The following is a 25,021-nucleotide window of genomic DNA, read 5'->3' as shown; positions in this document are numbered from 1 at the left end:
GCAGCTACTTATCAGCAACGCTCCGGCTTTTTTCCGGATCCGAATCCGGTTCCCCGGCGTCTGCTGTGTCCGGTTTCACTGCGGGCATCGCCAGCACCGCCGCCACAGTAAGGATGCCGCCCACGAGCGCCGCCAGGAAGACGGCGCCGGAAGCGGCCACCACGGCGGGGGCGTCGCCTTCGCCGGCTGTGTTCGCGTAAACCGCGTTCCCTACCGCGCCGAACACGGCCACACCCAGCGCGCTCCCGATGGACCTGGCAAACATGTTGGTACTGGTGACCACGCCGCGCTCATTCCAGGAAACGCTGGACTGCGCAGAGATCAGCGTGGGTGTGGCAACCAGCCCGAGGCCGAGTCCCACCACGAAGCAGCTGGTGGCCACCAGTACCACGTTGGGAGTGGCTGCCGTGAGCGCCAGGACCAGCAGGCCCGCCACGGTAATGCAGATCCCGATCAATGCCGTGGCCTTGAACCCGATCCGCAGATATAGCCGGCCCGCTTGTGAGGCACTGACGGGCCAGCCGAGGGTGAGTGCCGCGAGCGCGAGGCCGGCAATCAGGGGTGAGGTGTTCAGTGCCCCTTCCAGGAACGTGGGCACGTAGGAGGTCAGTCCGATCATTACTGCCCCCACTCCGAACGACACCAGCGCGGTGGTGCCGAGCAGCCGGCGAGAGACTACCCAGGACGGCAGCACCGGCTCTGCTGCCCGCCGCTCCACCACCAAAAACACGGCCAGCAGTACCGCGCCCACCGCGAAGATGCCAATGCTGATGGGCGAGTCCCACTCCCACCCCTGGCCACCTTGCAGGGCGCCAAGGATCAGCAGGCCGAGTGAACCCGCCAGCAGGACCGCGCCGGCGTAGTCCACCCGGTGCCTGGCACGCTCGATGTTTTCGTGCAGGGTCCGGAACAGCATCCAGCCGGCCAGCAGGCACAGCGGGACGTTGACCAGGAAGATCCCGCGCCAGATTCCCAGCGAGGAGAAGATGCCGCCCAGGCTGGGGCCCACCACGGAGGAGACGGCCCATACGCTGGCCAGGTAGCCCTGGACCTTCGCGCGTTCTTCCAGGGAGTAGATGTCCCCTGCGATGGTGATGGAAACCGGCAGTACGGCCCCGGCACCGAGTCCCTGCAGGGCCCGGAAGGCGATCAGTGTGGGCATGCTCCAGGCGATCCCGCAGAGTACGGAACCAAGCAGGAACAGCCCGATGCCCGCCAGGATGATCGGCTTTCGGCCCACCATGTCTGAGAGTTTTCCGTAGATGGGCACGGAGACTGCCTGGGCCAGCAGGTACGCGGAGAACAACCACGGGAACGATTCGAACCCGCCCACATCCCGGACGATTGACGGCACGGCCGTGGCCACGATGGTGGAATCAATGGCCACCAGCCCGGTAGACAGCATCAGGGCGATGAGAATAGGGCCGCGTTCCGAACGGAACCCCACTCCCTGGGCACGGGCGGTCATCATCAGTCTCGTTTCAGTCTTGGGTCCCTGTTACCTCCACTCTAGGTACCCACGACCGGCCCCGCCTATCTTCTGTGCTGGTGTTCGTCCAGGAGCCGGGCGCAGCGGATGAAGCCAAGGTGCGAGTAGGCCTGCGGATGGTTTCCCAGATGGGTCTCCGTGCCGGGGTCGTACTCCTCGGGCAGCAGGCCGGTGGGGCCGAAGAGGTTCACCAGCTGGTCGAACAGGTCCCAGGCTTCGTCGATGCGGCCCACGGCTACGTACGCTTCGATCAGCCAGGTGGTGCAGATGTGGAACCCGCCCTCCAGGCCCGGCAGGCCGTCGTCGTACCTGTACCGGAAAACGGTGGGTCCCACCCGCAGCTCCCGTTCAACGGCGGTGACGGTATCCAGGAAGCGCTGGTCAGAAACATCCAGTAGGCCGGAGAGGCCGATATGCAGGACGGCGGCATCCAGGTCCGGGCTGTCGTAGGCCACGGTGTAGGAATTGGCGGACTCATCCCAGCCTTCGCGCAGCACCTCTTCGCGGATGGTGCTTGCAGTTGGTTCCCAGGCGGGGTCCGGCTCCCGGCCGTGGCGGGCGGCTGTCCGCAAAGCGCGGTCAAGGGTCACCCAGCACATCACCTTGGAATAGACGTGGTGGCGTGCTGCCCGGCGGGCTTCCCAGATGCCGTGGTCGGGTTCGTGCCAGCGGGCCAGGACGGCCGAGGCCATCTGGACCATCAGCTCCCAGTGGTCATCGGCGAGCGCGCCTTCCCGCTCGCTCAGGGTACGGATCAGTTCCGCAACGGGCCCGAAGACGTCCAGCTGCACCTGGTGGTCCGCGGCATTGCCGATCCTGACCGGGCGGGAGCCAGCGTACCCGGGGAGGCTGTCCACGACGGCTTCCGTGGAGAGCGGCGCACCGGTCACCGAGTAAAGGGGGTGCAGCCATTCGGGGCCGGGCGCGTGTTCGAGGATCCGTCCCAACCAGGCGAGGAATCCGGCGGCCTCCGCTGTGGAGCCGAGGTCCACCAGGGCGTTGACGGTCATGGATCCGTCCCGCAGCCAGCAGTACCGGTAGTCCCAGTTCCTGGTCCCGCCGATACCCTCGGGCAGCGACGTGGTGGGGGCCGCGAGGACGGCGCCCGTGGGTTCATGCACCAGGGCCCGGAGCACCAGGGCTGAGCGCCGCACCAGTGACGGCTTGACTGAAGGCAGGGCAAGCCGCTGCACCCACTGCCGGGCATGAAGGGCCACCCCCGCCCGCCGCTCCGTTTCCCCTTCCGGGTCGGCGGGCTGCGGTTCCGTGTCGCCGCAGCGCAGGTTGAGCACTATGGGCCCGTCCTGCAGGTTGACGGATGCAGTGGCCGTGGCGTGGCGGCCGTCCGAGGTGATGCTGAAGGTGACACCGGGCGCGAACAGGATGATGGGTTCCGACGTACCCACCACATGCACTTCGGTGCCGCGGGCTTCCATGCTGAACGGGGCGTTGGCGTAGTCCGGCCGGGGTGCGAAGACGATCCTGGCGGCTCCGTTGCCGGAGAGCACGCGGACCAGGCTGGTGATGCCCTCCGGGGCGGGCTCCAGGTAGTCCGTGACCGTGACGTCCGCCCACCGGGTTTCGACGATCATGGTGCTGTCCACGTACCGCTGCCCCAGCACCTGGGAGGCCTTGACCGGTTCCACGGAGAAGTGGCCTGCGGCGTCTCCGCCCAGGATGTGGGCAAACAGGGACCCGGAGTCCGGAAGCGGGTGGCTCATCCAGCAGACCTTGGCGTCGGGTGTCAGCAGCGCGGTGGAGGATCCGTTGCCGATCATGGTGTGCCGTTCCAGGCCCACGGCGTCCTCGCCGAACAGCCAGGCCCGCCGCAGTTCGAAGAGGAGGGCGAGGACGCGGGCGAAGGATTCTGGGTCGCGGACACGGTGTGCGGCGGCGGTTTCCCCCGGGCCCACGTGCAGTCCCAGGTCCGGCCCGCGGAGGGTGGCGATGGCGAGTTCGTCGCTGTAGGCGTCGCCGGCGAACATGGCCGCACTGGCCCCGAGCCGGGAGCGGAGTGTCTCCAGTGCCTCTGCTTTGGACGGCTCCACTACGGACAGGTCCAGTACTGAGCCGTCCACGATGAAGAACAGGCCGTGGATCCGGGCGATCTCCCGGGCGGTTTCGGTGACGGACTCCACGACGTCCGGCGGGGCGGGCCGGGTGTGGACGGAGACGGCCACGGGTTTGCGTTCAATCCAGATCCCTTTTTGGAAACCCACTGCCTCGATGAGGGCCGCGTTGACCTTTTGCAGGACGGATTCGGTGGCGAGGGTCTGGCCGTGCGCGAAGCCCATGTCCGATTCCGCGCCGTGCGAGCCGATGAGATGTACTTCCACGGGAAGGCGCGAGACCGCCGCGAGGTCACGGAGCGAGCGCCCCGAGATGATGGCGGCATGGGTGTTGGGCAGGGCCGCCAGGGCGCGCAGGGCAATGGCAGCATTGCCCAGCGGCAGGATTTCAGTGGAAATTCCCTCGGCGTCGCACAGGGTACCGCCGTAGTTGCAGGCCACCAGCAGCCCTGGAACGCGGGCCAGTACTTTGAGTTCGGCGAGGAGCGCAGGCGTCAGCCCGTTGTCCGCCGCATCAGACTGGACGAACGCGCGGAGCATCTCCAGCGGGAGGGAACGGGTGAGCAGCGCGGAATCCGCCACGCTTTGGTTCAAGGGCGTCGGCATCCAGGTACCCCTTCGAGGAAGGACCAGTCCGGGAATTCAGCCCGCGGGATCGCCTGCGGTCTACCGGTTGGTGCCCCTCCCGGGAATCCCAGCGATTCCCAAGGAGAGGCATTTCCCATAGTCAGCCCCGGCGGTTTCCCGCGAAAGTCCCCTGCATTGCGTATGTGTAAAAGTCCGGCCGAAAAACTTCGGCGCCGTCACGCAGGGCACTCTTTTGGACTACGACGTCGGGGCGCGCCGCACGAAACAAGGGAACCCGCCGTCGTGCTTTCCCAAAAGAGTGCCGGGTGTGACACGGCGGCGGACCGAAGAATTAGACGCGGGCCAGCCCGGCAGCCTGGGCCAGGAGTTCCACGGACCGCAGCCGTTCCTCCGTGCCGGTGCTCTGGTGCGCCACGATGAGTTCGTCGGCGTCAGCGTGCCGGCCGAACCCGTCCAGGTAATCCAGGACGACGTCCGGTGTGCCCACCGCGGAGTAGGTCATCATCTGCGAGACGTGCTGGCCCTGCGGGGAATCGAGGATCATGTCCGCTTCGTCGTCGGTGAACTCCCGGCCGCCGCCGAAGAAGAGGGACACCCGGGCACGCTTGGTGGCCTGCATCATGGCCTGTGCCTCGGACGCGGAATCCGCGGCGATGACGTTGACTCCGGCGATGACGTGCGGCGCGTCCAGCTGCGCCGAGGGCTTGAACTCGCGGCGGTAGAGGGCCACGGCATCCTGGAGAGCGTTGGGGGCAAAGTGGGAGGCGAACGCGTATGGCAACCCGAGCTGGGCTGCGAGCCGCGCGCCGAACAAGGAGGATCCCAGGATGTACAGCGGAACGTTGGTGCCCTTGCCCGGGGTGGCCTCAACGCCCTGGATCCGGGTGGGACCGGTGAGGTAGCCCTGCAGTTCCAGGACGTCCTGGGGGAAGCTGTCCGCGGACATCGGGTCCCGCCGCAGGGCGCGCATGGTGTTCTGGTCGCTGCCCGGAGCCCGGCCCAGGCCCAGGTCGATCCGGCCCGGGTGCAGGGTCTCCAGGGTGCCGAACTGCTCGGCGATGGTGAGCGGCGAGTGGTTGGGCAGCATCACGCCGCCGGCGCCGAGCCGGATGCTTTCGGTGTGCGCGGCAACGTGGGCGATCAGCACGCTTGTTGCGGACGAAGCAATCGAAGACATGTTGTGGTGCTCGGCGTACCAGACGCGCCGGTAGCCCAGTTTCTCGGCGCTCTGCGCCATGGCGACGCTGCCTGCGAAGCTCTCCGCCGCCGTCTGGCCCTTGCCGATGGTTGCCAGGTCAAGGATGGAGAGGGGAAGAGTCACGGTAAGTGCCGGCCTTTCAGAATGTTTCGCAGGGAGGTGCCGGCTGGGTTGCGGCGGGCACGGAGTGTATAACGACGGCGGCTGCCGGCTTATTTCTGTGACTTACGGAATACTCAGCAGGCTGATGATGTTGCCGCCCCTATGAGCCTTGAGACAACGAACCAGTTGGAACTGTCCGCAACGATCGACCTGAAGGATCTGGGAACCGTGCACCGGCTTGGCTTCGGCGCCATGCGCATCGTGGGTGACGGCGTCTGGGGCGAGCCTGCAGACCGCCAAGCCGCACTGGATGTGGTGCGCCGCGCCGTCGAGTTAGGCGTGGACTTCATCGATACCGCAGACTCTTACGGCCCCAACATCAGCGAGGAGATCCTTGCCGAGGCCCTGTACCCGTACAAGGACGGGCTGAAGATCGCCACGAAGGTGGGTTTCACCCGCACCGGGCCCCACCAGTGGATCCCGGTTGGCCGGCCGGAATATCTCCGCCAGCAGACGGAACTGAGCCTGCGGAAGCTAAAAGTGGACACGCTGGACCTGCTGCAGCTGCACCGCATCGATCCCAAGGTGGACGCCGAGGAGCAGTTCGGCGTGCTCCGCGAACTCCAGGACGAGGGCAAGGTGCGGGCGCTGGGGCTCTCGCAGGTGAGCGTGGCGGAGCTCGAGGCGGCGGGGAAGTATTTCAGTGTTTCAACCGTGCAGAACCGGTACAACCTGACGGACCGGAGCTCCGAGGACGTGCTGCGCTATTCAGAGGAGAACGGGATCGGGTTCATTCCGTGGGCGCCGATTTCGGCCGGCGAACTGGCGCAGCCGGGCGGGCCGCTGGACGAGGCCGCGAAGCGCCTCGGCGCCACCACATCCCAAGTTGCGCTGGCCTGGCTGCTGCGCCGGTCCCCGGTGATGATGCCCATCCCCGGCACCGGTTCGGTGAAACACCTCGAGGAGAACCTGGCCGCCGCGGACATCACACTCGACGACGAAACGTATGCCGGGCTCGAAGCCGCCGGCGAATAGCACTTCCGTACAGACAGGAGCAGCACTATGGCAAACATTTTGATGGTCGTTTCAGCAGCAGATTCCCTCACCATGAAGGACGGCAGCGAGCACCCCACCGGGTTCTGGGCCGAGGAGCTGGTGGTGGCCCACCAGACCCTGCTCGACGCCGGCCATACCGTCCACATCGCAACTCCGGGCGGCCGGAAACCTACTGTGGACCAGGTGTCCCTCGCCCCGGATTCCGCCGGCGGTGAGGAGCGGGCGAAGGGCTTCCGGGACTACCTGGCAGCCATCGATGCCGAGCTCTCGCACCCGCTGGTTCTGGCCGACGTCGACCCTTCCGCCTACGACGCCGTGGTGATGCCCGGCGGCCACGGACCCATGGCCGACCTGTACAAGGACGCGGACCTGGGCCGGCTGCTGGTGGCCGCGGACAGGGGCGGCAAGGTCATCGCGCCGTTCTGCCACGGTCCCGCCGGGCTGCTTAGCGCAGCGGACGACGGCGGCGCTTTCGTTTTCGCCGGACGTCGCCTCACGGTGTTCAGCAACGAGGAGGAGCTGGGCGGCGGTACCGGCGAGAACACGCCGTGGCTGGTGGAGGATGCGCTGAAGGAAAAGGGCGCGGTTATTGAGAACGCCGCGGCGTGGACGTCCAACGTGGTCCGCGACGGCAACCTGATTACCGGCCAGAACCCGCAGTCCAGCGAGGACGTGGCCAAGGAAGTCATCAAGGCCCTGGGCTGATCGGTGCAACTGCCCTGCTGACAGAGAAGTGGCCCGGTCTGATGACCGGGCCACTTCTCTTCGGCGCACGTCGTTGGGCGCTGCCGCTCGTGAACTAGACGGCGCAGCCGCCCAGGGCGATGGTTCCGTCGATGGCGGTAATCTGCTTCTGGACCTCACCCAGTTTGGCTGTCAGGGCGTTGACGACCAGCCTCTGGGCCGCAACGGCATCCTTGTTCGCCCCCTTCTTGGCTTCCAGATTCCTCAGGGTTGTCTGGGCCGCCGTGATCTGCTGGTCCAGGGTGGTCAGCTGGCCCTGCAGGGTTTTCAGGTTCGCCTCCGCGGCGCTGATTTCACCGTTGAGCTGGTCGAGCTGGTCGAGAAGGGGCTTCACCCGGTTCTGCAGGGACAGGATCTCGTTTTCCTTGATAATCACCTGGCTGTTGATCGCCGACACGTCCGCTGCCAGGCTTTCGGCCAGCCGGTTCAGGGACTCGACCTGCGCCGTTTGGTCGGTCACGGCACCGTTCGCGGACTCCAACGCCGACTGCAGTCCCTTGAGCTGGTCCTGCAGTGCTGCAAGGTCGGTCTTCTTGCCCTCCACCGCCTGGTTGGCCGCGGCCAGTTCTTCCTGTGCCGTCCCCAGCGCGGACTTCTTGCTTTCCAGCACGGTTTCCTGGTCGGCGATGGCCTGCTCTGCCTGCGCGGCGCCGGACTCCAGGGCCGGAAGGGCGTTTTTCAGGTCCGTGACCACTGTTTGCTGGGCCGCCACAGCTTTGGCTGCGTCGGTGGCGGCCTGCTCGAAGGTGGACAGGTCGCCCTGCAAGTCCGCCAGTTCGGTCTGCTTGGCGGTCACCGCGGCGGTGGCCTTGTCGACAGCGCCCTGCAAGGCGGAAATTCCGGCCTTGAGCGACGCAATCTGGGTTTCCTTGGCCGTAACTCCCTCATTGGCTGCCGTCAGTACCGCCTGCAGCGGTGCTGCCTGCTGCTGACGGGCGCTGCTCTCCTGCTGCTTGGCCAGGAGTTGGGTGTTGAGGGTGTTCACCTGGTTCTGGAGTGTTGTCAGGTTGCCCTGCAGCCCGGAGATCTGCGCGGTTTTGTCGGCGATCTGGCCAGTGACAACACCCAGTTCGTCCTGCTTGGCCTTGCGCTGAGCCTGCAGCACAGTCTTCTCGTCCGAATTTCCCTTGATGGCGGCAATTTGCTTTGTCAGATCGCTGATTTGGGTTTGCAGGGATGCAGAGTTGTTCTGCAGCGCCGTGAGCTCGTTCGTGGCGGCAGTCAGCTCAGCCCGCTTTGCAGTGATGCCGGCGTTCAGCGTGGTGATCTGGCCCTGAAGGGCTGTGGTCTCGGCGCCCAGGGTGCTGACCCTGGCCGTGTTGTCCTCCACCGCTTTCGCGGCAGCCGCCGCAGCAGCCTGGAGGGTGACCAGCTCGGCCTCAGCCGCTGCGATGGCATCGTTCTGGGCGTTGCGGGCGTTCGTCGCGGCGGTGGCCGCGGCCTTAAGTGTGGTCAGTTGACTATCGGCCGCGGTGATCTGTGCTTTCTTGTCGGCGACGGCATCATTTGCGGCTGTGGCTGTGGTTTGGAGATCAACCAACGCCTGTTCCTCAGTGGCCAGCTGATCCTTCGCGGCCTGCAGCGTATCCGCTGCCGTGGCACTGTCTGCTATGAGGCTGTCCAGGTGCTCCTTAGCCTCGGTGACCTCCAGCCGGGCAGCGTCCACGGCGGTGGCTGCGCCGGAGGCCGCGGCAATCAGGATTGCCAGTTCGCCGTCGGCCTGCTGGATTTGGCCTTCCTTGGCGGAGACGGCACCTGCCGCGTCAGCCGCCGCCGCCTGCAGCGTTTCGAGGTCCGCCCGGGCGTCGGTGAGTTCCTGCGCGTTGGCTGCCTTGCGGGCTTCGAGCCGGGCCGCCTCCGCCTCCAGGTCTGCGGCTGCGCCCTCGGCGGCCGCCAGTTCTTCCTGAAGGGGTGAAAGCTCGCTGACGACGGCCGCTTGCTTGGCCTTAAGGTCAGCGATGGCTGCCTCAGTTTCCTTAACCTGTGCGGCCTTGCCGGCCCTCTCCTCAGTGAGCTGGGCCAGTTCCCGAACTGCGGCAGCCTCGTTATCCACGAGTTGCTGCTCCTCGGCCGCAAGTTCCGCGAGGGCTTTGTCTGCAGCCTGGATTCCGGCCTTCAGTTCAGCTTCCTGCGCCTGAAGCTGCGCCTTTTCGGCCTCCAGCTTGGCGATGACATCCGCGTTCTTCTTCGCCGCCGCCCTCAGCAGGTTCTCCTGCACTGTTCCACGGTGCGCGAACTGGTTCACCACGCCGTTGCAGACGGATCCATTGGACGACGTCGCTGCAACTGCTGGCTGGACCAGCACCAGGCTGGTGGCGAGCAGTCCGGGCAGCACAACGGCGGCGGCGAGACGGCGGGAAAGGACAGACTTCGACGCTGCATTGCGCATATGAACTCCTGTAGAGACCACCAGGCGGCCCGTCCGGACCGCTGCTGAGCCAACGGTAGGCTGCTGCACCAGCGGGGCACACGCGTAATCGCCCACCTGTCTTTGCTCGCGCAGTACTCGTTTTCCCGAACCGCACCCGGCCGGCACTACTTGGACGTGCCCGAGTTCGGGCGTTGCAAATGTGACCGCCGCGGTCCTCCCGTGACCTGCAGTTACTCCCCGTATCTCCGGGTTTCACCGCCTTTGATTCGCCGGCCCGCGCTGTCGGATAGTGGCTGCAACGAACACATTCCGTTGCAACAAAGACCTACCTCCAAGGAGGAAAAATGGCCATTACCAAGGCGAAACCGGCTGCTGCCGTGGCCCTCACTCTCACCGCGCTGCTGGGGCTTGCGGCGTGCGCCGACCCGGGCGCGACGGCGGCGACAGCACCGACGTCGGAATCCTCCGCCACCTCGGCCGGCAAGACTTTCAACCTGTCCCCTGAGCAGGACCGCTTCAAGGTGTCCGTGGACTCCGAGGCCGCAGCGCTGGTCCCGGAGGCCATCAAGGCCGACGGCAAACTGACAGTGGTCAGCACCGGCGGCACTGCCCCGCTAAGCACCTTTGCCACGGACAACAAGACGCTGATCGGCAGCGAGGTGGACATCGCCTACGCGGTGGGTGAGACGCTGGGCCTGGAGGTGGAAGTCCTTCCCGTGGCCTGGGCGGACTGGCCGCTGGGCATCGAATCTGCGAAGTACGAAGCCGTGCTGTCCAACGTGACCGTCACCGAAGCGCGTAAGGAGAAGTTCGATTTCGCCACCTACCGGAACGACCTGTTGGGCTTCTACGCGAAGAGCGATTCGGACATCCGCGAGGTCAAGGAGGCCAAGGATGTTGCCGGCAAACGCGTCATCGTTGGCTCCGGCACCAACCAGGAAGCGATCCTGGTGCGCTGGGACGAGGAGAACAAAAAGAACGGCCTGAAGCCGGTTGAGTTCCAGTATTACGACGACGACTCCGCCTCCACGCTGGCCCTGCAGTCCGGCCGTGCGGACCTGACGTTCGCGCCCAATGCCGGGTCCGCCTACAAGGCCGCGCTGGACGGCAAGAGCAAGCAGGTGGGCACCCTCAACGGCGGCTGGCCGCTGACGGCCCAGATCGCCTTCACCACCAAGAAGGACAACGGCCTGGCCGTCGCGGCCCAGGCCGCACTGAACGAACTGATCGAAAACGGCACCTACGCCAAGATCCTGGACCGCTGGGGCCTGTCATCCGAGGCGATCCAGAAGTCCGAGCTGAACCCGGCAGGCCTGCCCAAGAAGTAAGCGGGCCTGCCGACGAATGGGTCCCCGCCTTGCTTCGGCAAGGCGGGGATTCTTCGTGGTGGCACATGCTCAATGGTGCAGCTGCATGCGCTGGAGAACGGTGGCGGAGATTTCCTCGACGGACATCGACGCGGAGTTCACATACGGCACCTGGTTGACCCGGTACATATCCTCGGCGTTGCGCAGCTCGAAAGTGCACTGGCCCAGTGAGGCGTAGTCACTGCCGGGTCTGCGTTCCTGGCGGATCTGGCTCAGCCGGACGGGCAGTGAGGTGAGTCCGAAGCACTTGTCCACGAACGGCTGCAACGGTTTGGGCAGGGACATACTGGCGAAGTCTTCCTCCACCAGCGGGAAGTTGGCCGCGAGGATGCCGTGCTGCAGTGCCAGGTACATAGTGGTGGGCGTCTTGCCGCAGCGTGACGGGGCAATGAGGATCAGTTCGGCCCGCTCCAGGGCACGTACCGACTGGCCGTCGTCGTGCTCGATGGCGTATTCAACGGCGGCCATGCGCGACTGGTAGCGGGCCGCGTCACCCACGCCGTGGGCCTGGCCCGGCTGTCCGCTGGCAGAGGCATGCAGGGCATGTTCCAGCTGGCCGATGTGCGCACCGAACAGGTCGAAGAAGTGCCCCCGGCTTTGGGACAGGACGGCCCGGATGTCGTTGCCCACGGTGGTGGAGAAGATGATCGGCCGCGGCCCTTCCGCGGCCAGCTGATCGATGACGGCCACTACCTCGTGCGCCTGCTCCACAGAGGTGATGAACGGAATCGTCCGGCGCTCGAGGCGCCGGCTGGGAAATTGCGTGAGCAAGGTGTTGCCCAGCGTTTCGGCGGTGATGCCGGTGCTGTCAGAAAGGAAGAACACCGTGGGGGCGGACGAGCTGTCCGCCCCCACGGTATCCATCCGGTGGGCGTCGGCCATTTAGACCGCGGAGCGGGTGCGGGCCAGGCGCAGCCAGGTGTCCGTCACGGCGTCGGGGTTCAACGAGATGGAGCTGATGCCCTGCTCGAGGAGCCACTCGGCAAAGTCCGGGTGGTCGCTGGGGCCCTGCCCGCAGATTCCGACGTACTTGCCCTTGGCGCGACAGGCCGCAATGGCCATTTCCAGGAGCTTCGTAACCGCGGGATCACGTTCATCGAAGCCTTCGGCCACCAGGGCGGAATCACGGTCCAGGCCCAGCGTCAGCTGGGTCAGGTCATTGGAGCCGATCGAGAAACCGTCAAAGTACTCAAGGAACTCATCGGCGAGGAGGGCGTTTGAGGGAAGCTCGCACATCATCTCGATCTCCAGGCCGTCCTCACCCCGGCGCAGCCCGTTGGCGGCGAGCAGCTCAGTCACGCCGCGGGCCTCGGCCAGGGTGCGCACGAACGGGACCATGATCTTGATGTTGGACAGTCCCATCCCGGTGCGCACGAACTTCAGGGCTTCGCACTCAAGCTCGAAAGCCCGCCGGAAAGAGTCCGAGAGATACCGGGAGGCGCCGCGGTAGCCGATCATGGGGTTTTCCTCGGCTGGTTCGAATGCGGGGCCGCCCAGCAGGTTGGCGTACTCGTTGGACTTGAAGTCCGACATCCGGATGATCACCGGCTCCGGGGCAAAAGCCGCTGCGATCGTGGAGATACCCTCGGCCAGGCGCCGGACGTAGTAGTCCCGGGGCCCGTCGTAAGCTGCCGTCTTCTCGCGGATTTCCCGCACGGTGTAGTCCGAGAGCGAGGCGGGGCGTTCGATTTCTCCCGCCACCGCCAGCAGGGCGTTGGGGTGGATGCCGATCTGGCGGTTGATGATGAATTCGAGGCGGGCCAGGCCAACACCGTGGTGCGGAAGCCTGGCGAAGCTGAAGGCCTGCTCGGGGGTGCCTACATTCATCATGATCTTCACCGGCGCCGGCGGCATGGTGTCCAGGCTGGTCTCGTTCAGGGTGTAGTCCAGCAGGCCCTCGTAGACCAGGCCGGCCTCGCCCTCGGCGCACGAAACAGTGACCGGGACTCCGTCCGCAAGGACCCTGGAAGCGTTGCCGGTTCCGACGACGGCCGGGATGCCAAGCTCGCGGGCAATAATGGCGGCGTGGCAGGTGCGCCCGCCACGGTCCGTGACGATGGCGGCGGCCTTCTTCATGATCGGTTCCCAGTCCGGGTCCGTCATGTTGGCCACCAGGACGTCGCCGGCCTGGAACGAGGCCATCTGGTCGATCGAGGTGAGGACCCGCACCTGCCCGGCGCCGATACGCTGGCCGATAGCGCGGCCCTCCACCAGGACAGCCGAGCGCTCGTTCAGCGTGTACCGGGAGATGGTGCCGGTGGCCTTACGCGACTCAACAGTTTCGGGGCGGGCCTGAAGGATGTACAGCTCCCCGTCCACCCCGTCCTTGCCCCACTCGATGTCCATGGGACGGCCATAGTGCGCCTCGATGGCCACCGCGTGGCGGGCAAGCTGCTCCACTTCTTCATCCGTCAGGCTGAAACGGCGGCGGAGGTCCTGCGGCACGGGCACGAAGTCCACGGTCCTGCCCACCTCGCGGGACTCTGTGTAGGTCATCTGGACTGCTTTTTCGCCCAGGCCGCGTTTCAGGACTGCCGGGCGTCCGGCGGCCAGGGCCGGCTTGTAGACGTAGAACTCGTCAGGGTTAACGGCACCTTGGACCACAGCCTCCCCCAGCCCGTAGGACGAGGTGATGAAGACGGCGTCGTTGAAGCCCGTTTCGGTGTCCATGGTGAACATCACCCCGGAGGCGCCGACGTCGGAGCGGACCATGCGCTGCACGCCGGCCGAGAGTGCCACCTCGGAATGGGTGAACCCGTGGTGCACCCGGTAGGCGATGGCGCGGTCGTTGTAGAGCGAGGCAAAAACATCCTTGATGGCGAGCAGGATGTTCTCGACGCCACGGATGTTCAGGAACGTCTCCTGCTGCCCCGCGAAGGAAGCATCAGGAAGGTCCTCTGCCGTGGCACTGGAACGCACCGCCCAGGACACGTCCCCCGCGTGCTGGTCCGTCAGGCGGGTGTAAGCAGTACGGATCTGTTCCTCGAAACCGTCCGGAAACGGGGTGCTGCGGATCAGGTCCCGGATCTGTTTCCCTGCCAGGGCCAAGGCGGCCACATCGCCGCTGTCCAGGCCCTCAAGGATGTCTTCGATCCGGGTGTCCAGGCCCGAGCCGCTCAGGAAACGCCGGTAGGCGTCAGCGGTGGTGGCGAAGCCGTCCGGCACTTTGACCCCCGCCGAGGCGAGGCCCCGGACCATTTCCCCGAGCGAGGCGTTTTTGCCGCCGACCTGGTCAAGGTCGGACAGGCCGAGGTCCGAAAACCAAAGAACGTCAGTCATAGGTGGTGCTCCTTCGTTGGGCACGCTCTGACAAGCGCTTAAAAAAGATGTGATGCAAGGTTGGGCGGGTACGCCGTCCGGAAGCAATTACATGTGACGCGCACAACACCAATGGGAAGTAATGAAAAGTCACCGAGTTGTCTGACAGATGCGGCCTGGCAGCCGCCAAAGTGCACCTGCACGGGTTTGGCAATAGTCTGGCCAGATGGGGACAAACACGGTCAACGGCGAACAAATCGACAGGCAGTCGCGCATTCTCGAAGCCGCACTGGACCTGCTGTCCCGGCACGGCATCTCCGGCGTGAGCATGCGTGCGGTAGCCCGGGAAGCCGGCGTCGCGCTGGGCCTGGTGAACTACTACTACGACGATAAAACAAGCCTGATCCGGGCGGCCCTGCAGCGCGTGGACGAACACGACCTCCTGCTGCTGGCCCGGGACTCCTCCGTTTCCGCGGATGAGCAACTCCGCAAGGCATTGCGGCGGGTTGCGGCCGCCGACCTGTTGACCACCCGCTACCTGTCCCTGCGCCTGCACCTGTGGGCCCTCGCGCAGGCAGACGAGGACTACGCGCAGATCAACGCTGCCGCCTTTGACCGCTACATCGACGGGCTTGCGGCGCTGGTCTCTGAAGCCCAGCCCGGGATGCCATGGGACGAATGCCGGGCACGGGCCTCGGACATTGTGGTGATACAGAACGGCATGTGGCTGACCTCGCTTCTCGGGGTGGACCAGGAGTCCATCGAGCGAAGCATCGCCCGCACCGAGGAAATCGCCTTCGCCCCGCCGCAGGACAACGCTCCCGGCAACGGGCCCGGCGAGGACGCCATCCAGGAACGCTAAGCACCGCGGCATCATTCGCCGCAATCAGTCACAGTAATATTTGAACGAGTGTTCAACTACCTATTGAACACTCGTTCAACTTCCATTACTGTCCTGCGTATGACTTACGCCACACCGTCTCCGGACGTGACAGCATCCACACTGTTCATCAACGGCTCCTGGGAGCCGGCAGCGTCAGGCGCCGTGCGCCACATCCACAACCCGGCCGACGGCGAGCTCGCCGCCACGGTCTCCGAAGCTGGCCGGAAAGACGCGGAGCGGGCCATTGCCGCCGCCCGCGCCGCCTTCGACTCAGGGATCTGGTCAAGCGTCCCGGCTCCCGAGCGGGGCACCTTCCTGCTCAAGGTCGCCGCCGAACTGCGCGAACGCCGGGAAAAGTTCGCCCGCGCCGAATCGCTGGACACCGGCAAGCGGATCATCGAAAGCCGCATCGACATGGACGACATCGCCGCCTGCTTCGAATACTTCGGCAGGCTCGCGGGACAACAGCCGGGCCGCGTGGTCGATGCCGGGAACCCCGATGTCGCCAGCAAGATTGTCTACGAACCCGTGGGCGTCTGCGGCCTGATCACCCCATGGAACTACCCCCTGCTGCAGGCGGCGTGGAAGATCGCACCCGCGCTGGCCGCAGGCTGCACGTTTGTCCTTAAGCCCTCCGAGCTGACCCCCTCCACCGCCATCCTGGCCATGCAGCTGCTGCAGGACCTCGGCCTGCCGGACGGCGTAGCCAACCTGGTGACCGGACCCGGCGCCGAGGCGGGCGCACCGCTCTCCGAACACCCCGACGTCGACCTCGTCTCCTTCACCGGCGGCCTGGAAACCGGCAAGCGCATCGCCGCGGCCGCCGCCGGAACCGTCAAAAAAGTGGCGCTGGAACTGGGCGGCAAAAACCCCAACGTCGTGTTCGCCGACGCCGACTTTGACGCCGCCGTCGACAACGCCCTGAACGGGGCGTTCGTCCACTCCGGCCAGGTCTGCTCGGCCGGAGCACGGCTGGTGGTGGAGGAATCCATCGCCGAACACTTCGTCGACGAACTGGTCCGCCGCGCGCAGGACATCCGCCTGGGCGGCCCGTTCGATGACGCAGCCGAAACCGGCCCGCTGATCTCCGCCGCCCACCGCGACAAAGTGCATTCGTACGTCCAGCGCGGCATTGCGGAGGGGGCGCGGCTGCGGTGCGGCGGTGCGGCACCGGCCGGCGGGAAGTTCGACGGCGGTTTCTACTACCAGCCCACCGTCCTGGACCGCGTCCAAAAGGGCATGTCCGTGGTCATCGACGAGGCGTTCGGACCCGTCGTTACCGTCGAAACCTTCCGCACGGAAGACGAGGCAGTGGCCACCGCCAACGACACCATTTACGGACTGGCCGGCGCAGTCTGGACCCAGGACGCCGGCAAGGCGCAGCGCGTGGCAGGCCGGCTCCGGCACGGCACCATCTGGATCAACGACTACCACCCCTACCTCCCCCAGGCCGAGTGGGGCGGCTTCGGCCAGTCCGGCGTCGGCCGCGAACTGGGCCCCAGCGGGCTGGCCGAATACCAGGAAGCCAAGCACATCTACCAGAACACCAGCCCCCAGGTCACTGGCTGGTTCGCTGACCACGGCAAGGAGAACTAGATGCACTTCGACAACATCGAGGACCTCAGCGAGCGCGGGTTCGACTACGTGGTGATCGGCGGCGGATCCGCCGGAGCGGCTGTGGCAGCACGGCTGAGCGAGGACCCGGAGGTGACCGTGGCCCTGGTAGAGGCGGGTCCGGACGACCGCAACATCCCGGAAATCCTGCAGCTGGACCGCTGGATGGAGCTGCTGGAATCCGGGTATGACTGGGACTACCCGGTGGAACCGCAGGAGAACGGCAACTCCTTTATGCGCCACGCCCGCGCCAAAGTCATGGGCGGCTGCTCCAGCCACAACTCCTGCATCGCCTTTTGGGCTCCGCGGGAGGACCTGGACGAATGGGAGTCCAAGTACGGCGCAGCCGGCTGGAATGCCGACGCCGCCTGGCCGCTCTACAAACGGCTGGAAACCAACGAGGACGCCGGCCCTGACGCACCCCACCACGGGGACTCAGGCCCCGTGCACCTGATGAACGTGCCCCCGGCCGATCCTGCCGGCGTCGCGCTTTTGGATGCCTGCGAGCAGGCCGGGATCCCCCGTGCGAAGTTCAACACCGGAACCACGGTGGTCAACGGTGCCAACTTCTTCCAGATCAACCGCCGGGCGGACGGCACCCGCGCCTCAAGCTCGGTTTCCTACATCCATCCGATCATTGAAAGGGAAAACTTCACCCTGCTGACCGGCCTCCGCGCCCGCCAGCTGGTGTTCGACGCGGACAAGCGCTGCACCGGGGTGGACGTGGTGGACTCGGCGTTCGGCCGGACCCACCGGCTCTCCGCGCGCCGCGAGGTCATCCTGTCCACCGGTGCCATCGACTCCCCCAAGCTGCTGATGCTCTCCGGCATCGGCCCGGCAGCGCACCTCGCCCAGCACGGCATCGAGGTCCTGGTGGACTCCCCCGGCGTGGGCGAGCACCTGCAGGACCATCCGGAAGGCGTGGTGCAGTTCGAGGCCAAACAGCCCATGGTGCAGACCTCCACCCAGTGGTGGGAGATCGGCATCTTCACCCCCACCGAGGATGGGCTGGACCGGCCGGACCTGATGATGCACTACGGCTCGGTCCCGTTCGACATGAACACCCTGCGGCACGGCTACCCCACCACCGAGAACGGCTTCAGCCTCACTCCCAACGTCACGCACGCCCGCTCCCGCGGCACCGTCCGGCTGCGCAGCCGCGACTTCCGTGACAAGCCGATGGTGGACCCGCGCTACTTCACCGATCCCGAAGGGCACGACATGCGGGTCATGGTGGCCGGCATCCGAAAGGCCCGGGAAATCGCCGCCCAGCCGGCCATGGCCGAATGGGCCGGGCGCGAACTGTCGCCGGGCGTCGAGGCCCAGACCGACGAGGAACTGCGGGACTACATCCGCAAGACCCACAACACCGTGTACCACCCGGTGGGCACGGTCCGGATGGGCCCGTACGACGACGACATGTCACCACTGGATCCCGAGCTGCGGGTCAAAGGCGTCACCGGACTCCGGGTCGCCGATGCGTCCGTCATGCCCGAGCATGTCACCGTGAACCCCAACATCACCGTCATGATGATCGGCGAGCGCTGCGCAGACCTGATCCGCGCCGGCCACACGGTCCCAGACGCCCTGGAAGAGAAGGAGCTCATCACATCCCTCGCCTGAGCGGCGGGTCTTAGGGGGCCGCATTTCCCCAACAGCGACGGCCCCCACGCGTTATTTCGCCGCACCCCAGGGCGGCCGGTCCCATCGTGCTTTTTTGATCTAGGAGTCCATATTGGAACCCAGCAAGAGTATTGATTCAAGCGGCATGGACGAGTTTGGTTACACGCAGACGCTGGACCGGAGCATCGGCAAATTTGCCAGCTTCGCGGCAGGCGTCAGCTACATCTCGATCCTCACAGGTGTTTTCCAACTGTTCTATTTTGGTTTTTCCATGGCCGGCCCGGCGTATGCCTGGTCCTGGCCGCTCGTGTTCGCAGGCCAGCTGATGGTGGCGCTGTGTTTTGCCGAACTGGCGGGCCGTTACCCGGTGGCCGGATCGGTGTACAACTGGGCCAAGCGGCTCTCCTCCGGCACCTCGTCGTGGCTGGCCGGCTGGTTGCTGCTGCTGTCCTCCATCATGGCGTTGGGTTCGGTGGCGCTTGCCCTGCAGCTCACCCTGCCGCAGCTGTGGTCGGGTTTCCAGTTCGTGGGTGACGGCACCGGCCCCTACGACTTCGCCATGAACGGCGTGGTGCTGGCAACAATTATGATCACCATTTCCACCCTCATCAACGCGTTCGGCGTGAAGTTGATGACCCGCATCAACAGCATCGGCGTTTTCGTGGAGCTGATTGCGGCAGTGCTGCTGATCCTGGCACTGGCGTGGCACACGGTGCGCGGGCCTGAGGTCTTCTTCGACACCGCAGGCTTTGGGGAAGGCCACGATCTTGGCTTCTTTGGTGTGTTCCTGATCGGAGCCATGGCCTCCGGTTATGTCATGTACGGGTTCGACACGGCCAGCTCCCTCGGGGAGGAAACCAAGGATCCGAAGCGCACGGCGCCCAAGGCCATCCTGCGGGCCATCACGGCGTCCTTCGTGCTGGGCGGGCTGATCCTGCTCTTTGGGATCCTCGCCGCACCGGACCTCAGCGATCCCAAGGTGGGAGCTGCCGACGGCGGCCTGCAGTACATTGTGCTCTCCGTCCTGGGCGGGCCTTTCGGCAAGGCGTTCCTCGCCTGCATCGTGGTGGCGGTGGTGGTGTGCACCCTCGCCGTCCATGCGGCGGCGATCCGCATGATGTTCGCCATGGCCAGGGACAACAACCTGCCGTTCAGCCGGCAGCTGAGCAAGGTGGACCCGGTCCGCAGGACCCCCACCGTCGCGGCCATCGTGGTGGGCGTGATCGCCGTCATCCCGCTGCTGGTGAACGTGATGCAGCCGGCGATTTTCACCATCCTGTCCAGCATCAGCATCGTCCTGATCTACCTGTCCTACCTCCTGGTCACGGTTCCGATGCTGCGCAACCGTTTCCTGAAGAAGTGGCCCCTTGCGGCCGACGGCTCCGAGCCCGGCTTCAGCCTGGGCAAGTGGGGGCTGCCGGTGAACATCCTTGCGGTCCTGTGGGGCGGGGCAATGACGCTGAACCTGGTGTGGCCGCGGCCGGAGATCTACAACTCGGTGCCGCCGTTTGAGTGGTACCTGCAGTGGGGCGGAGTGATCTTCGTGGCGGCCGTCACCGGCGGCGGCGCCCTGCTGTACCGGCTGAAGATCCGGCATCAAACGGGGGTCCTGGCCGAACACGCCGCAGCCGTGGCAGCACATCCGGCGTCGGGCGCTGCCCCGTCGGGAACTGCTCTGCCGGCAACCCCGGCAGAACCCCGGTCGGTGGACGCCACGGTGGCCTGAGCCGCCGCCCAACACCTGCATCTGCCTGCTTTCCCCTAGCGAAGGGCCGACGGCGGTACTCCCCCGAGTGCCGCCGTCGGCCCTTCTGCAGTGCGTGCCTGGGCAAGCTGGAATGCTTCGCTGGGCGGCCCCACTGAGCCTCGCTTGATGAGCCGCGCTCGAAGGCCGGGCACCGCCCCGAACGCCTTCCTTCCATCAATCTGCCTGATCAAAGCTGTGGCGGCCGCTACGCCCATGTCATAGACGGGTTGGGCCACGACCGTCAGGGGCGGCGTAGTGAGGCGTGCCCAGGCGAAGTCGTCGTACATAAGAAACGAGACGTCCCCGGGGATCGAGAGTTGCAGGTCCTGAATTGCGCCCAGGGCGCTGAGCGCGATCAGCCCATCTGACGCCACGATGACCGTTGCCGGGTCTGCCCGAACGAGGAGTTCACGGGTGGCATCGCGGATGGAGTCGGCGTCGCCCGCATTGAGCCGTACCAGGTCGTAGGGGAACGGGAGTCTGGTCTCCGCAAATGCCCGCAGCATGCCCTCCAGGCGCTCCGAAATCTGTGACGAATCCAGCGAGGTCCCTTCAACGAACGGCGAAGCATTTTTCAAAGTGGAGATGAAGGCGATCCGGCGGTGGCCGGAGTCCAGCAGGTACTTCGTGGCGTCGTAGGAGATGGCGGCCATGTCTGCGGTGATGACTTCCGCCGGGAGTCCGAGGGCTGCCCGGTCCAGCAGGACCAAGGGGCGCCCTGACTCGTAAACGCGCTGCAAATGGTCTGTTTCGGTGGACGATGCAGGGGCGACTATAAGGCCGTCCACCCGATTGTCGAGCAGAACCTGGACGGCCTCCACCTCGGCGGCCCGCTCCTCATCGGTATTGGCAAGGATGACGTTGTAGCCGCTCTTTTTTGCGGTGTCGGTGATACCCCTGGTGGCCAGGCCAAAATGAGGGTTTTCAATGTCGCCCACCACCACACCTATCGTGTGGGATTTGCCGGTGTTCATGCTTCGGGCCAGCTCATTGGGGCGGTAGGAAAGTCCCTCGGCTGCGGCCAGGACGCGCTCGCGCACATCCTCGCTCACCGCACCGTAATTGCCCAGCGCCCGCGCAGCCTGCGCCTTGGAAACACTGGCCGCCCGGGCTACATCCGCGACTGTAACGTCCCGGCGCCTGGAAGTGTTACTGCTCATTTCTGCCTTCGAAAATGGGGCCTTGACGCCCGATGTGGCTTGGGTTACATTTTTACCAACCCGATGTGAGTCCGGTCTCAACCGTACCGACTGAGACCGGACTCAGCAAGAGCTTTGAACCAAGGCCGAATGGCCGCCCTGCTTCCCAAGATTGGAAATAACCTTGAACAAACGATTCAGCTTCCGCCCCGCGGCAATGGTCGCGGCCGCCGTCGCGGCACTCGTGGCACTGTCCGGCTGCGGCGGGTCAACGCCCGCCCAGTCCACCGCCGATAACCCGTACGGCCTCATCCAGCCCGGCACCGTCCGGGTTGCCAGCCTGGGTGATTCGAAGCCCTACACCTTCACCGACGCCCAGGGTAACTTCACCGGTTTTGATGTTGAGCTTTTCCAGGACGTTGCCAAGCGGGCCGGGGTAGACAACGTGGTCTTTACCGGCCAGGACTTCTCCGCAATTCTTCCCGCCGTGGCCAACGGACAGTTCGACGTCGGGGTCGCCGCGATCGGCATCACCGACAAGCGCAAGGAAACCGTGGACTTCTCCAACGGCTACCTCGCTGGCTACCTGACCGTCCTGACCACCAAGGATTCCGGCATCAAAGGCGTGGAAGGCCTGAACGGAAAGCGCCTCGGCGTGGTCCAGGGTACCCTCCAGGAAGCCTACGCAGTCAAGAACTTCCCCACCGCCAGCCTGGTCCGGTTCCCGGACAACAACTCAGCCATCGCAGCGGTCAACAGCGGCTCAGCCGACGCCCACTTCCTCGACTACGAGGCGGCCAAGGACTACACCGAACAGCACGGCCTGGTCAGCGTCGCCGACATCCCCTCCTTCGACGCACCTGCCGGTTTCGCCATCGCGAAGGACAAGACCGCCCTCAAGGAAGCCCTGAACAAAGCACTCGCCGAAGCCATGGAAGACGGCACCTGGAAGTCCCTGTACCAGAAGTGGTTCCCGGGCTCCCCGATGCCCGAGCAGTACCTGCCCAAAGCCGAGCAAACAGCAACACCGGCCCCCACCGCCGCCAAGTAACACCTGACCCACCACAGCCGGACACCAGCCGGCCCTACCAACCGGGCGGACCGCCGTTCGCGGTCCGCCCGGGATTCACAAGCTAACTACGTCTGAGAGCAACCATGGACTGGTTCAACACCATCATCCGCACCTTTTTCGACTTCAAGGCGATGGCCGAAGTTTTTCCGCAGCTCCTCGCAGTCGGGCTGCTGAACACGCTGATCATTTCCATCGCGGCAACCATCCTGGGGGTTTTCCTGGGCATGGTGATCGCGGTGATGGGCATCTCGCCGTCCCGGTGGCTGCGTGTCCCGGCCCGCATCTACACTGACCTGTTCCGCGGCCTGCCGGCCATCCTGACCATCCTGCTGATCGGCCAGGGCTTCGCCCGGTTGAGCCAGTCAGTTTTTGGTCCCTCTCCGTACCCGCTGGGCATCATCGCCTTGAGCCTGATCGCCAGCGCCTACATCGGCGAGATCTTCCGGGCCGGCATCCAGAGCGTGGATAAGGGACAGGGCGAGGCCTGCCGGGCCCTGGGCATGAGCTACGCCAAGTCCATGGCACTGGTGGTCATTCCCCAAGGCATCCGCCGGGTACTGCCAGCCCTCGTGAACCAGTTCATCGCCATCGTCAAAGACTCCTCCCTCGTCTACTTCCTGGGCTTGCTGGTCAGCGAGCGCGAACTCTTCCGAGTGGGACAGGATGCCGCCGTCCTCTCGGGCAACCTCTCCCCGCTGGTCATGGCAGGCCTCTTCTACCTCGTCATCACCGTGCCGCTGACCCACCTGGTCAACTATTTCGACAACAGGTTCCGCACCGGCCGGCGCCGCCCCGCCGCGCCTACGAGCGGCCTGAAGGAAGTCAAAGAACTCGACGCGGCCTCGCCGCTGATTACCGGGAGCAACACATGAGCCTCGCCAGCAACACCTCACGCAGCAACACGGCACCAGACATTGAGACCTTCCACGGTTCCAGCCTGGAGCTGAAGAACCTGACCATGGCGTACGGCGACATCGAGGTCCTGCGCAACGTCAACCTCACCGTCAAGCCGGGAACCACCACCTGCATCATCGGACCGTCCGGTTCGGGCAAGTCCACCCTGCTCCGCGGCGTCAACCGCCTGCATGAACCCAAAAGCGGTGACGTGCTCCTGGCCGGCGAAAGCGCCCTGAAGGTCAACCCGGACATCCTCCGGGCCCGGATCGGCATGGTGTTCCAGCACTTCAACCTCTTCCCGGACCACACGGCACTGGAAAACGTCGCCCTGGCCCTGTGGAGTGTCAAAAAGATGTCCAAGGCAGAGGCCCGCGAACGTGCACGGCGCCGGCTGGCTGAAGTGGGCCTCGCCGAGCGCGCGGACCACCGCCCCCGGGACCTGTCCGGCGGCCAGCAGCAGCGCGTCGCCATCGCCCGCGCCCTGGCCATGGAACCCGAAGTCATGCTGTTCGATGAAGCCACCAGCGCCCTGGACCCGGAACTGGTCAAGGGTGTCCTGAACCTCATGGCAGGACTCGGACGCCGCGGAATGACCATGCTCGTGGTCACCCACGAAATGGGCTTTGCCCGCAAGGTCGCGGACCAGGTCGTTTTTATGGACGAAGGCGAAGTCGTCGAAGCCGGCACCCCCGGCGACCTCTTCGATAACCCCAAGAGCGAACGCCTCCAGCGTTTCCTCTCCGAAGTCCTGTGATGCGCCGGGTGACCACCACGCCCATCCGTACAGCCGTCGTCGGGTTCGGGGTCTCGGGCAAAGTCTTCCACGCGCCGCTCATCGCAGCTGATCCTGCCTACTCGCTGGACATCATCGTCACAGCCGATCCGGTCCGCGCGGCCGTTGCGTCCAGGCTCTATCCCCAGGCCCGGATTGTTCCAACGCCGGAGGCCATGCTCGCCCACTCCGGCGACCTCGACCTGGTAATCCTCGGAACGCCGCCGCTCACCCATTTCGACCTTGCCTCCACCGCCATGGCGCACGGGCTGCACGTGGTGGTGGACAAGCCGTTCGTCACTGCCTCTGGCCACGGAGAGGAGCTCGTGGCCGCCGCTGCCGATGCTGGTGTGCAGCTCACGGTCTTCCAAAACCGCCGGTGGGACGCAGACTTCCTGACGCTCCGAAGGCTGCTCGACGAAGGCGCGCTGGGAGAAGTCCGCAGCTTCGAGTCACGCTTCGAATGGTGGCGGCCGGAAGGCTTCGGGAACTGGCGCGACACCGCTTCGCTGGGGGAGGGCGGGGGAATCCTCCACGACCTCGGCGCCCACCTGATCGACCAGGCGGTCCAGCTGTTCGGGCCGGTCCAGGAAAGCTATGGTGAGACGGCAAATCACGGACCGCACCCGGACGCGGCGGACACCGAAGCCTTCGTGTCACTGCTCCATGAATCCGGCGTCCGGTCCCGGCTGTGGATGAACGGGATGGCGGCGCAGGTGGGCCCGCGCTTCCATGTCCTGGGTTCCGTGGCCGGCTACACCAAGTGGGGCCTGGATCACCAGGAACCTGCCCTCGCAGCGGGTATGTCCCCCTTGGATCCCTCGTACGGCGTGGAGCCCCAGGACGCTTGGGGGGTCCTGGGCATCGACGGTGCCACCACCCGCGTCCGGCCGGAAACCGGCGCCTACCCCCGGTTCTACACAGAACTGGCCGCCGCTCTTCGCGGCGAAGGCGCCTTGCCCGTCAATCCGGCCGAGTCGCTTGAAGTCCTTCGGATCATCGAAAAAGTCCACGCCTTCGCCTGAGGCAGGT

General features: G+C 65.6%; 18 protein-coding genes. 11 read left to right on the top strand and 7 right to left on the bottom strand.

The window, feature by feature from the left end; all coding sequences use genetic code 11:
• Positions 1-4: 4 nt before the first annotated feature.
• From AC3A4Z_RS20490 to AC3A4Z_RS20480, 3 genes are all read right to left on the bottom strand, one after another.
• Positions 5-1,471 carry an MFS transporter gene (locus tag AC3A4Z_RS20490; RefSeq protein WP_498713853.1) on the bottom strand — a complete coding sequence of 489 codons (1,467 nt, stop codon included), beginning with the start codon at positions 1,469-1,471 and terminating at the stop codon, positions 5-7.
• 62 nt (positions 1,472-1,533) lie between these two features.
• Complete coding sequence (locus AC3A4Z_RS20485; RefSeq protein WP_498713851.1) at positions 1,534-4,164, bottom strand: trehalase-like domain-containing protein; 2,631 nt, start codon at positions 4,162-4,164, stop codon at positions 1,534-1,536.
• Positions 4,165-4,477: 313 nt separating this feature from the next.
• On the bottom strand, positions 4,478-5,467 hold the full coding sequence (locus tag AC3A4Z_RS20480) for an MsnO8 family LLM class oxidoreductase (RefSeq protein ID WP_493972669.1): 990 nt from the start codon (positions 5,465-5,467) through the stop codon (positions 4,478-4,480).
• Positions 5,468-5,608: 141 nt separating this feature from the next.
• Here AC3A4Z_RS20480 and AC3A4Z_RS20475 point away from each other — a divergent pair, with 141 nt between their 5' ends.
• Both AC3A4Z_RS20475 and AC3A4Z_RS20470 read left to right on the top strand, forming a co-directional pair.
• Positions 5,609-6,481 (top strand): aldo/keto reductase, encoded by an 873-nt coding sequence (locus AC3A4Z_RS20475; protein WP_498713848.1) that lies wholly within the window; start codon positions 5,609-5,611, stop codon positions 6,479-6,481.
• Between the two features lie 27 nt (positions 6,482-6,508).
• Positions 6,509-7,207: a type 1 glutamine amidotransferase domain-containing protein gene (locus AC3A4Z_RS20470; protein WP_498713846.1), complete on the top strand. Its 699-nt coding sequence runs from the start codon at positions 6,509-6,511 to the stop codon at positions 7,205-7,207.
• Positions 7,208-7,301: 94 nt separating this feature from the next.
• Here AC3A4Z_RS20470 and AC3A4Z_RS20465 read toward each other — a convergent pair whose 3' ends face one another.
• On the bottom strand, positions 7,302-9,635 hold the full coding sequence (locus AC3A4Z_RS20465; protein WP_498713843.1) for a coiled-coil domain-containing protein: 2,334 nt from the start codon (positions 9,633-9,635) through the stop codon (positions 7,302-7,304).
• Between the two features lie 326 nt (positions 9,636-9,961).
• Here AC3A4Z_RS20465 and AC3A4Z_RS20460 point away from each other — a divergent pair, with 326 nt between their 5' ends.
• Positions 9,962-10,945: an ABC transporter substrate-binding protein gene (locus tag AC3A4Z_RS20460; RefSeq protein ID WP_498713841.1), complete on the top strand. Its 984-nt coding sequence runs from the start codon at positions 9,962-9,964 to the stop codon at positions 10,943-10,945.
• 69 nt (positions 10,946-11,014) lie between these two features.
• On the opposite strand, the gene AC3A4Z_RS20455 is transcribed toward AC3A4Z_RS20460, so the two are convergent.
• Positions 11,015-11,866, bottom strand: coding sequence for a pyruvate, phosphate dikinase/phosphoenolpyruvate synthase regulator (locus tag AC3A4Z_RS20455; protein ID WP_493972673.1), 852 nt, complete (start codon positions 11,864-11,866; stop codon positions 11,015-11,017).
• Positions 11,867-14,263 carry a phosphoenolpyruvate synthase gene (gene ppsA / locus AC3A4Z_RS20450; protein ID WP_498713837.1) on the bottom strand — a complete coding sequence of 799 codons (2,397 nt, stop codon included), beginning with the start codon at positions 14,261-14,263 and terminating at the stop codon, positions 11,867-11,869.
• 205 nt (positions 14,264-14,468) lie between these two features.
• Here ppsA and AC3A4Z_RS20445 point away from each other — a divergent pair, with 205 nt between their 5' ends.
• The 4 genes from AC3A4Z_RS20445 (at position 14,469) to AC3A4Z_RS20430 (ending at position 20,088) form a co-directional block, all read left to right on the top strand.
• Entirely contained in the window at positions 14,469-15,104 is a 636-nt protein-coding gene (locus AC3A4Z_RS20445) for a TetR/AcrR family transcriptional regulator (protein ID WP_498713835.1), read from the top strand.
• A 99-nt stretch (positions 15,105-15,203) separates the two neighbouring features.
• Complete coding sequence (locus AC3A4Z_RS20440; protein WP_498713833.1) at positions 15,204-16,721, top strand: aldehyde dehydrogenase family protein; 1,518 nt, start codon at positions 15,204-15,206, stop codon at positions 16,719-16,721.
• Positions 16,722-18,362: a GMC family oxidoreductase gene (locus AC3A4Z_RS20435; RefSeq protein WP_498713830.1), complete on the top strand. Its 1,641-nt coding sequence runs from the start codon at positions 16,722-16,724 to the stop codon at positions 18,360-18,362.
• Positions 18,363-18,507: 145 nt separating this feature from the next.
• Positions 18,508-20,088, top strand: a complete 1,581-nt coding sequence (locus AC3A4Z_RS20430; protein WP_498713928.1) for an APC family permease — start codon at positions 18,508-18,510, stop codon at positions 20,086-20,088.
• Between the two features lie 35 nt (positions 20,089-20,123).
• Here the strand turns inward: AC3A4Z_RS20430 and AC3A4Z_RS20425 are convergent, their stop codons facing one another.
• Entirely contained in the window at positions 20,124-21,269 is a 1,146-nt protein-coding gene (locus AC3A4Z_RS20425) for a LacI family DNA-binding transcriptional regulator (RefSeq protein WP_498713828.1), read from the bottom strand.
• Positions 21,270-21,465: 196 nt separating this feature from the next.
• Here AC3A4Z_RS20425 and AC3A4Z_RS20420 point away from each other — a divergent pair, with 196 nt between their 5' ends.
• The 4 genes from AC3A4Z_RS20420 to AC3A4Z_RS20405 all read left to right on the top strand — a co-directional run bounded on the left by AC3A4Z_RS20420 (position 21,466) and on the right by AC3A4Z_RS20405 (position 25,014).
• Positions 21,466-22,299 carry an ABC transporter substrate-binding protein gene (locus AC3A4Z_RS20420; RefSeq protein WP_498713926.1) on the top strand — a complete coding sequence of 278 codons (834 nt, stop codon included), beginning with the start codon at positions 21,466-21,468 and terminating at the stop codon, positions 22,297-22,299.
• A gap of 104 nt (positions 22,300-22,403) precedes the next feature.
• Positions 22,404-23,192: an ABC transporter permease subunit gene (locus AC3A4Z_RS20415; protein ID WP_493959830.1), complete on the top strand. Its 789-nt coding sequence runs from the start codon at positions 22,404-22,406 to the stop codon at positions 23,190-23,192.
• Positions 23,189-23,971 (top strand): amino acid ABC transporter ATP-binding protein, encoded by a 783-nt coding sequence (locus AC3A4Z_RS20410; protein ID WP_455835890.1) that lies wholly within the window; start codon positions 23,189-23,191, stop codon positions 23,969-23,971. The genes AC3A4Z_RS20415 and AC3A4Z_RS20410 overlap by 4 nt, the downstream gene beginning before the upstream one ends.
• Positions 23,971-25,014: a Gfo/Idh/MocA family protein gene (locus tag AC3A4Z_RS20405; protein ID WP_498713826.1), complete on the top strand. Its 1,044-nt coding sequence runs from the start codon at positions 23,971-23,973 to the stop codon at positions 25,012-25,014. Before AC3A4Z_RS20410 ends, AC3A4Z_RS20405 begins: the two co-directional genes overlap by 1 nt.
• The last annotated feature ends 7 nt before the right edge of the window (positions 25,015-25,021 follow it).

Source organism: Arthrobacter sp. Soil_C_49, from assembly GCF_057656635.1.
Note: the sequence above shows the minus strand (reverse complement) of the source record. Positions and strands in the feature narration are given on the sequence as shown.

Coding starts and splice junctions, on each gene's coding strand:
- AC3A4Z_RS20475 (WP_498713848.1), top strand. CDS start 5,609: ATGAGCCTTGAGACAACGAACCAGTTGGAACTGTCCGCAACGATCGAC.
- AC3A4Z_RS20455 (WP_493972673.1), bottom strand. CDS start 11,866: ATGGCCGACGCCCACCGGATGGATACCGTGGGGGCGGACAGCTCGTCC.
- AC3A4Z_RS20445 (WP_498713835.1), top strand. CDS start 14,469: ATGGGGACAAACACGGTCAACGGCGAACAAATCGACAGGCAGTCGCGC.
- AC3A4Z_RS20485 (WP_498713851.1), bottom strand. CDS start 4,164: ATGCCGACGCCCTTGAACCAAAGCGTGGCGGATTCCGCGCTGCTCACC.
- AC3A4Z_RS20460 (WP_498713841.1), top strand. CDS start 9,962: ATGGCCATTACCAAGGCGAAACCGGCTGCTGCCGTGGCCCTCACTCTC.
- AC3A4Z_RS20420 (WP_498713926.1), top strand. CDS start 21,466: ATGGTCGCGGCCGCCGTCGCGGCACTCGTGGCACTGTCCGGCTGCGGC.
- ppsA (WP_498713837.1), bottom strand. CDS start 14,263: ATGACTGACGTTCTTTGGTTTTCGGACCTCGGCCTGTCCGACCTTGAC.
- AC3A4Z_RS20470 (WP_498713846.1), top strand. CDS start 6,509: ATGGCAAACATTTTGATGGTCGTTTCAGCAGCAGATTCCCTCACCATG.
- AC3A4Z_RS20405 (WP_498713826.1), top strand. CDS start 23,971: ATGCGCCGGGTGACCACCACGCCCATCCGTACAGCCGTCGTCGGGTTC.
- AC3A4Z_RS20415 (WP_493959830.1), top strand. CDS start 22,404: ATGGACTGGTTCAACACCATCATCCGCACCTTTTTCGACTTCAAGGCG.
- AC3A4Z_RS20410 (WP_455835890.1), top strand. CDS start 23,189: ATGAGCCTCGCCAGCAACACCTCACGCAGCAACACGGCACCAGACATT.
- AC3A4Z_RS20440 (WP_498713833.1), top strand. CDS start 15,204: ATGACTTACGCCACACCGTCTCCGGACGTGACAGCATCCACACTGTTC.
- AC3A4Z_RS20430 (WP_498713928.1), top strand. CDS start 18,508: ATGGACGAGTTTGGTTACACGCAGACGCTGGACCGGAGCATCGGCAAA.
- AC3A4Z_RS20465 (WP_498713843.1), bottom strand. CDS start 9,635: ATGCGCAATGCAGCGTCGAAGTCTGTCCTTTCCCGCCGTCTCGCCGCC.
- AC3A4Z_RS20490 (WP_498713853.1), bottom strand. CDS start 1,471: ATGATGACCGCCCGTGCCCAGGGAGTGGGGTTCCGTTCGGAACGCGGC.
- AC3A4Z_RS20435 (WP_498713830.1), top strand. CDS start 16,722: ATGCACTTCGACAACATCGAGGACCTCAGCGAGCGCGGGTTCGACTAC.
- AC3A4Z_RS20425 (WP_498713828.1), bottom strand. CDS start 21,269: ATGAGCAGTAACACTTCCAGGCGCCGGGACGTTACAGTCGCGGATGTA.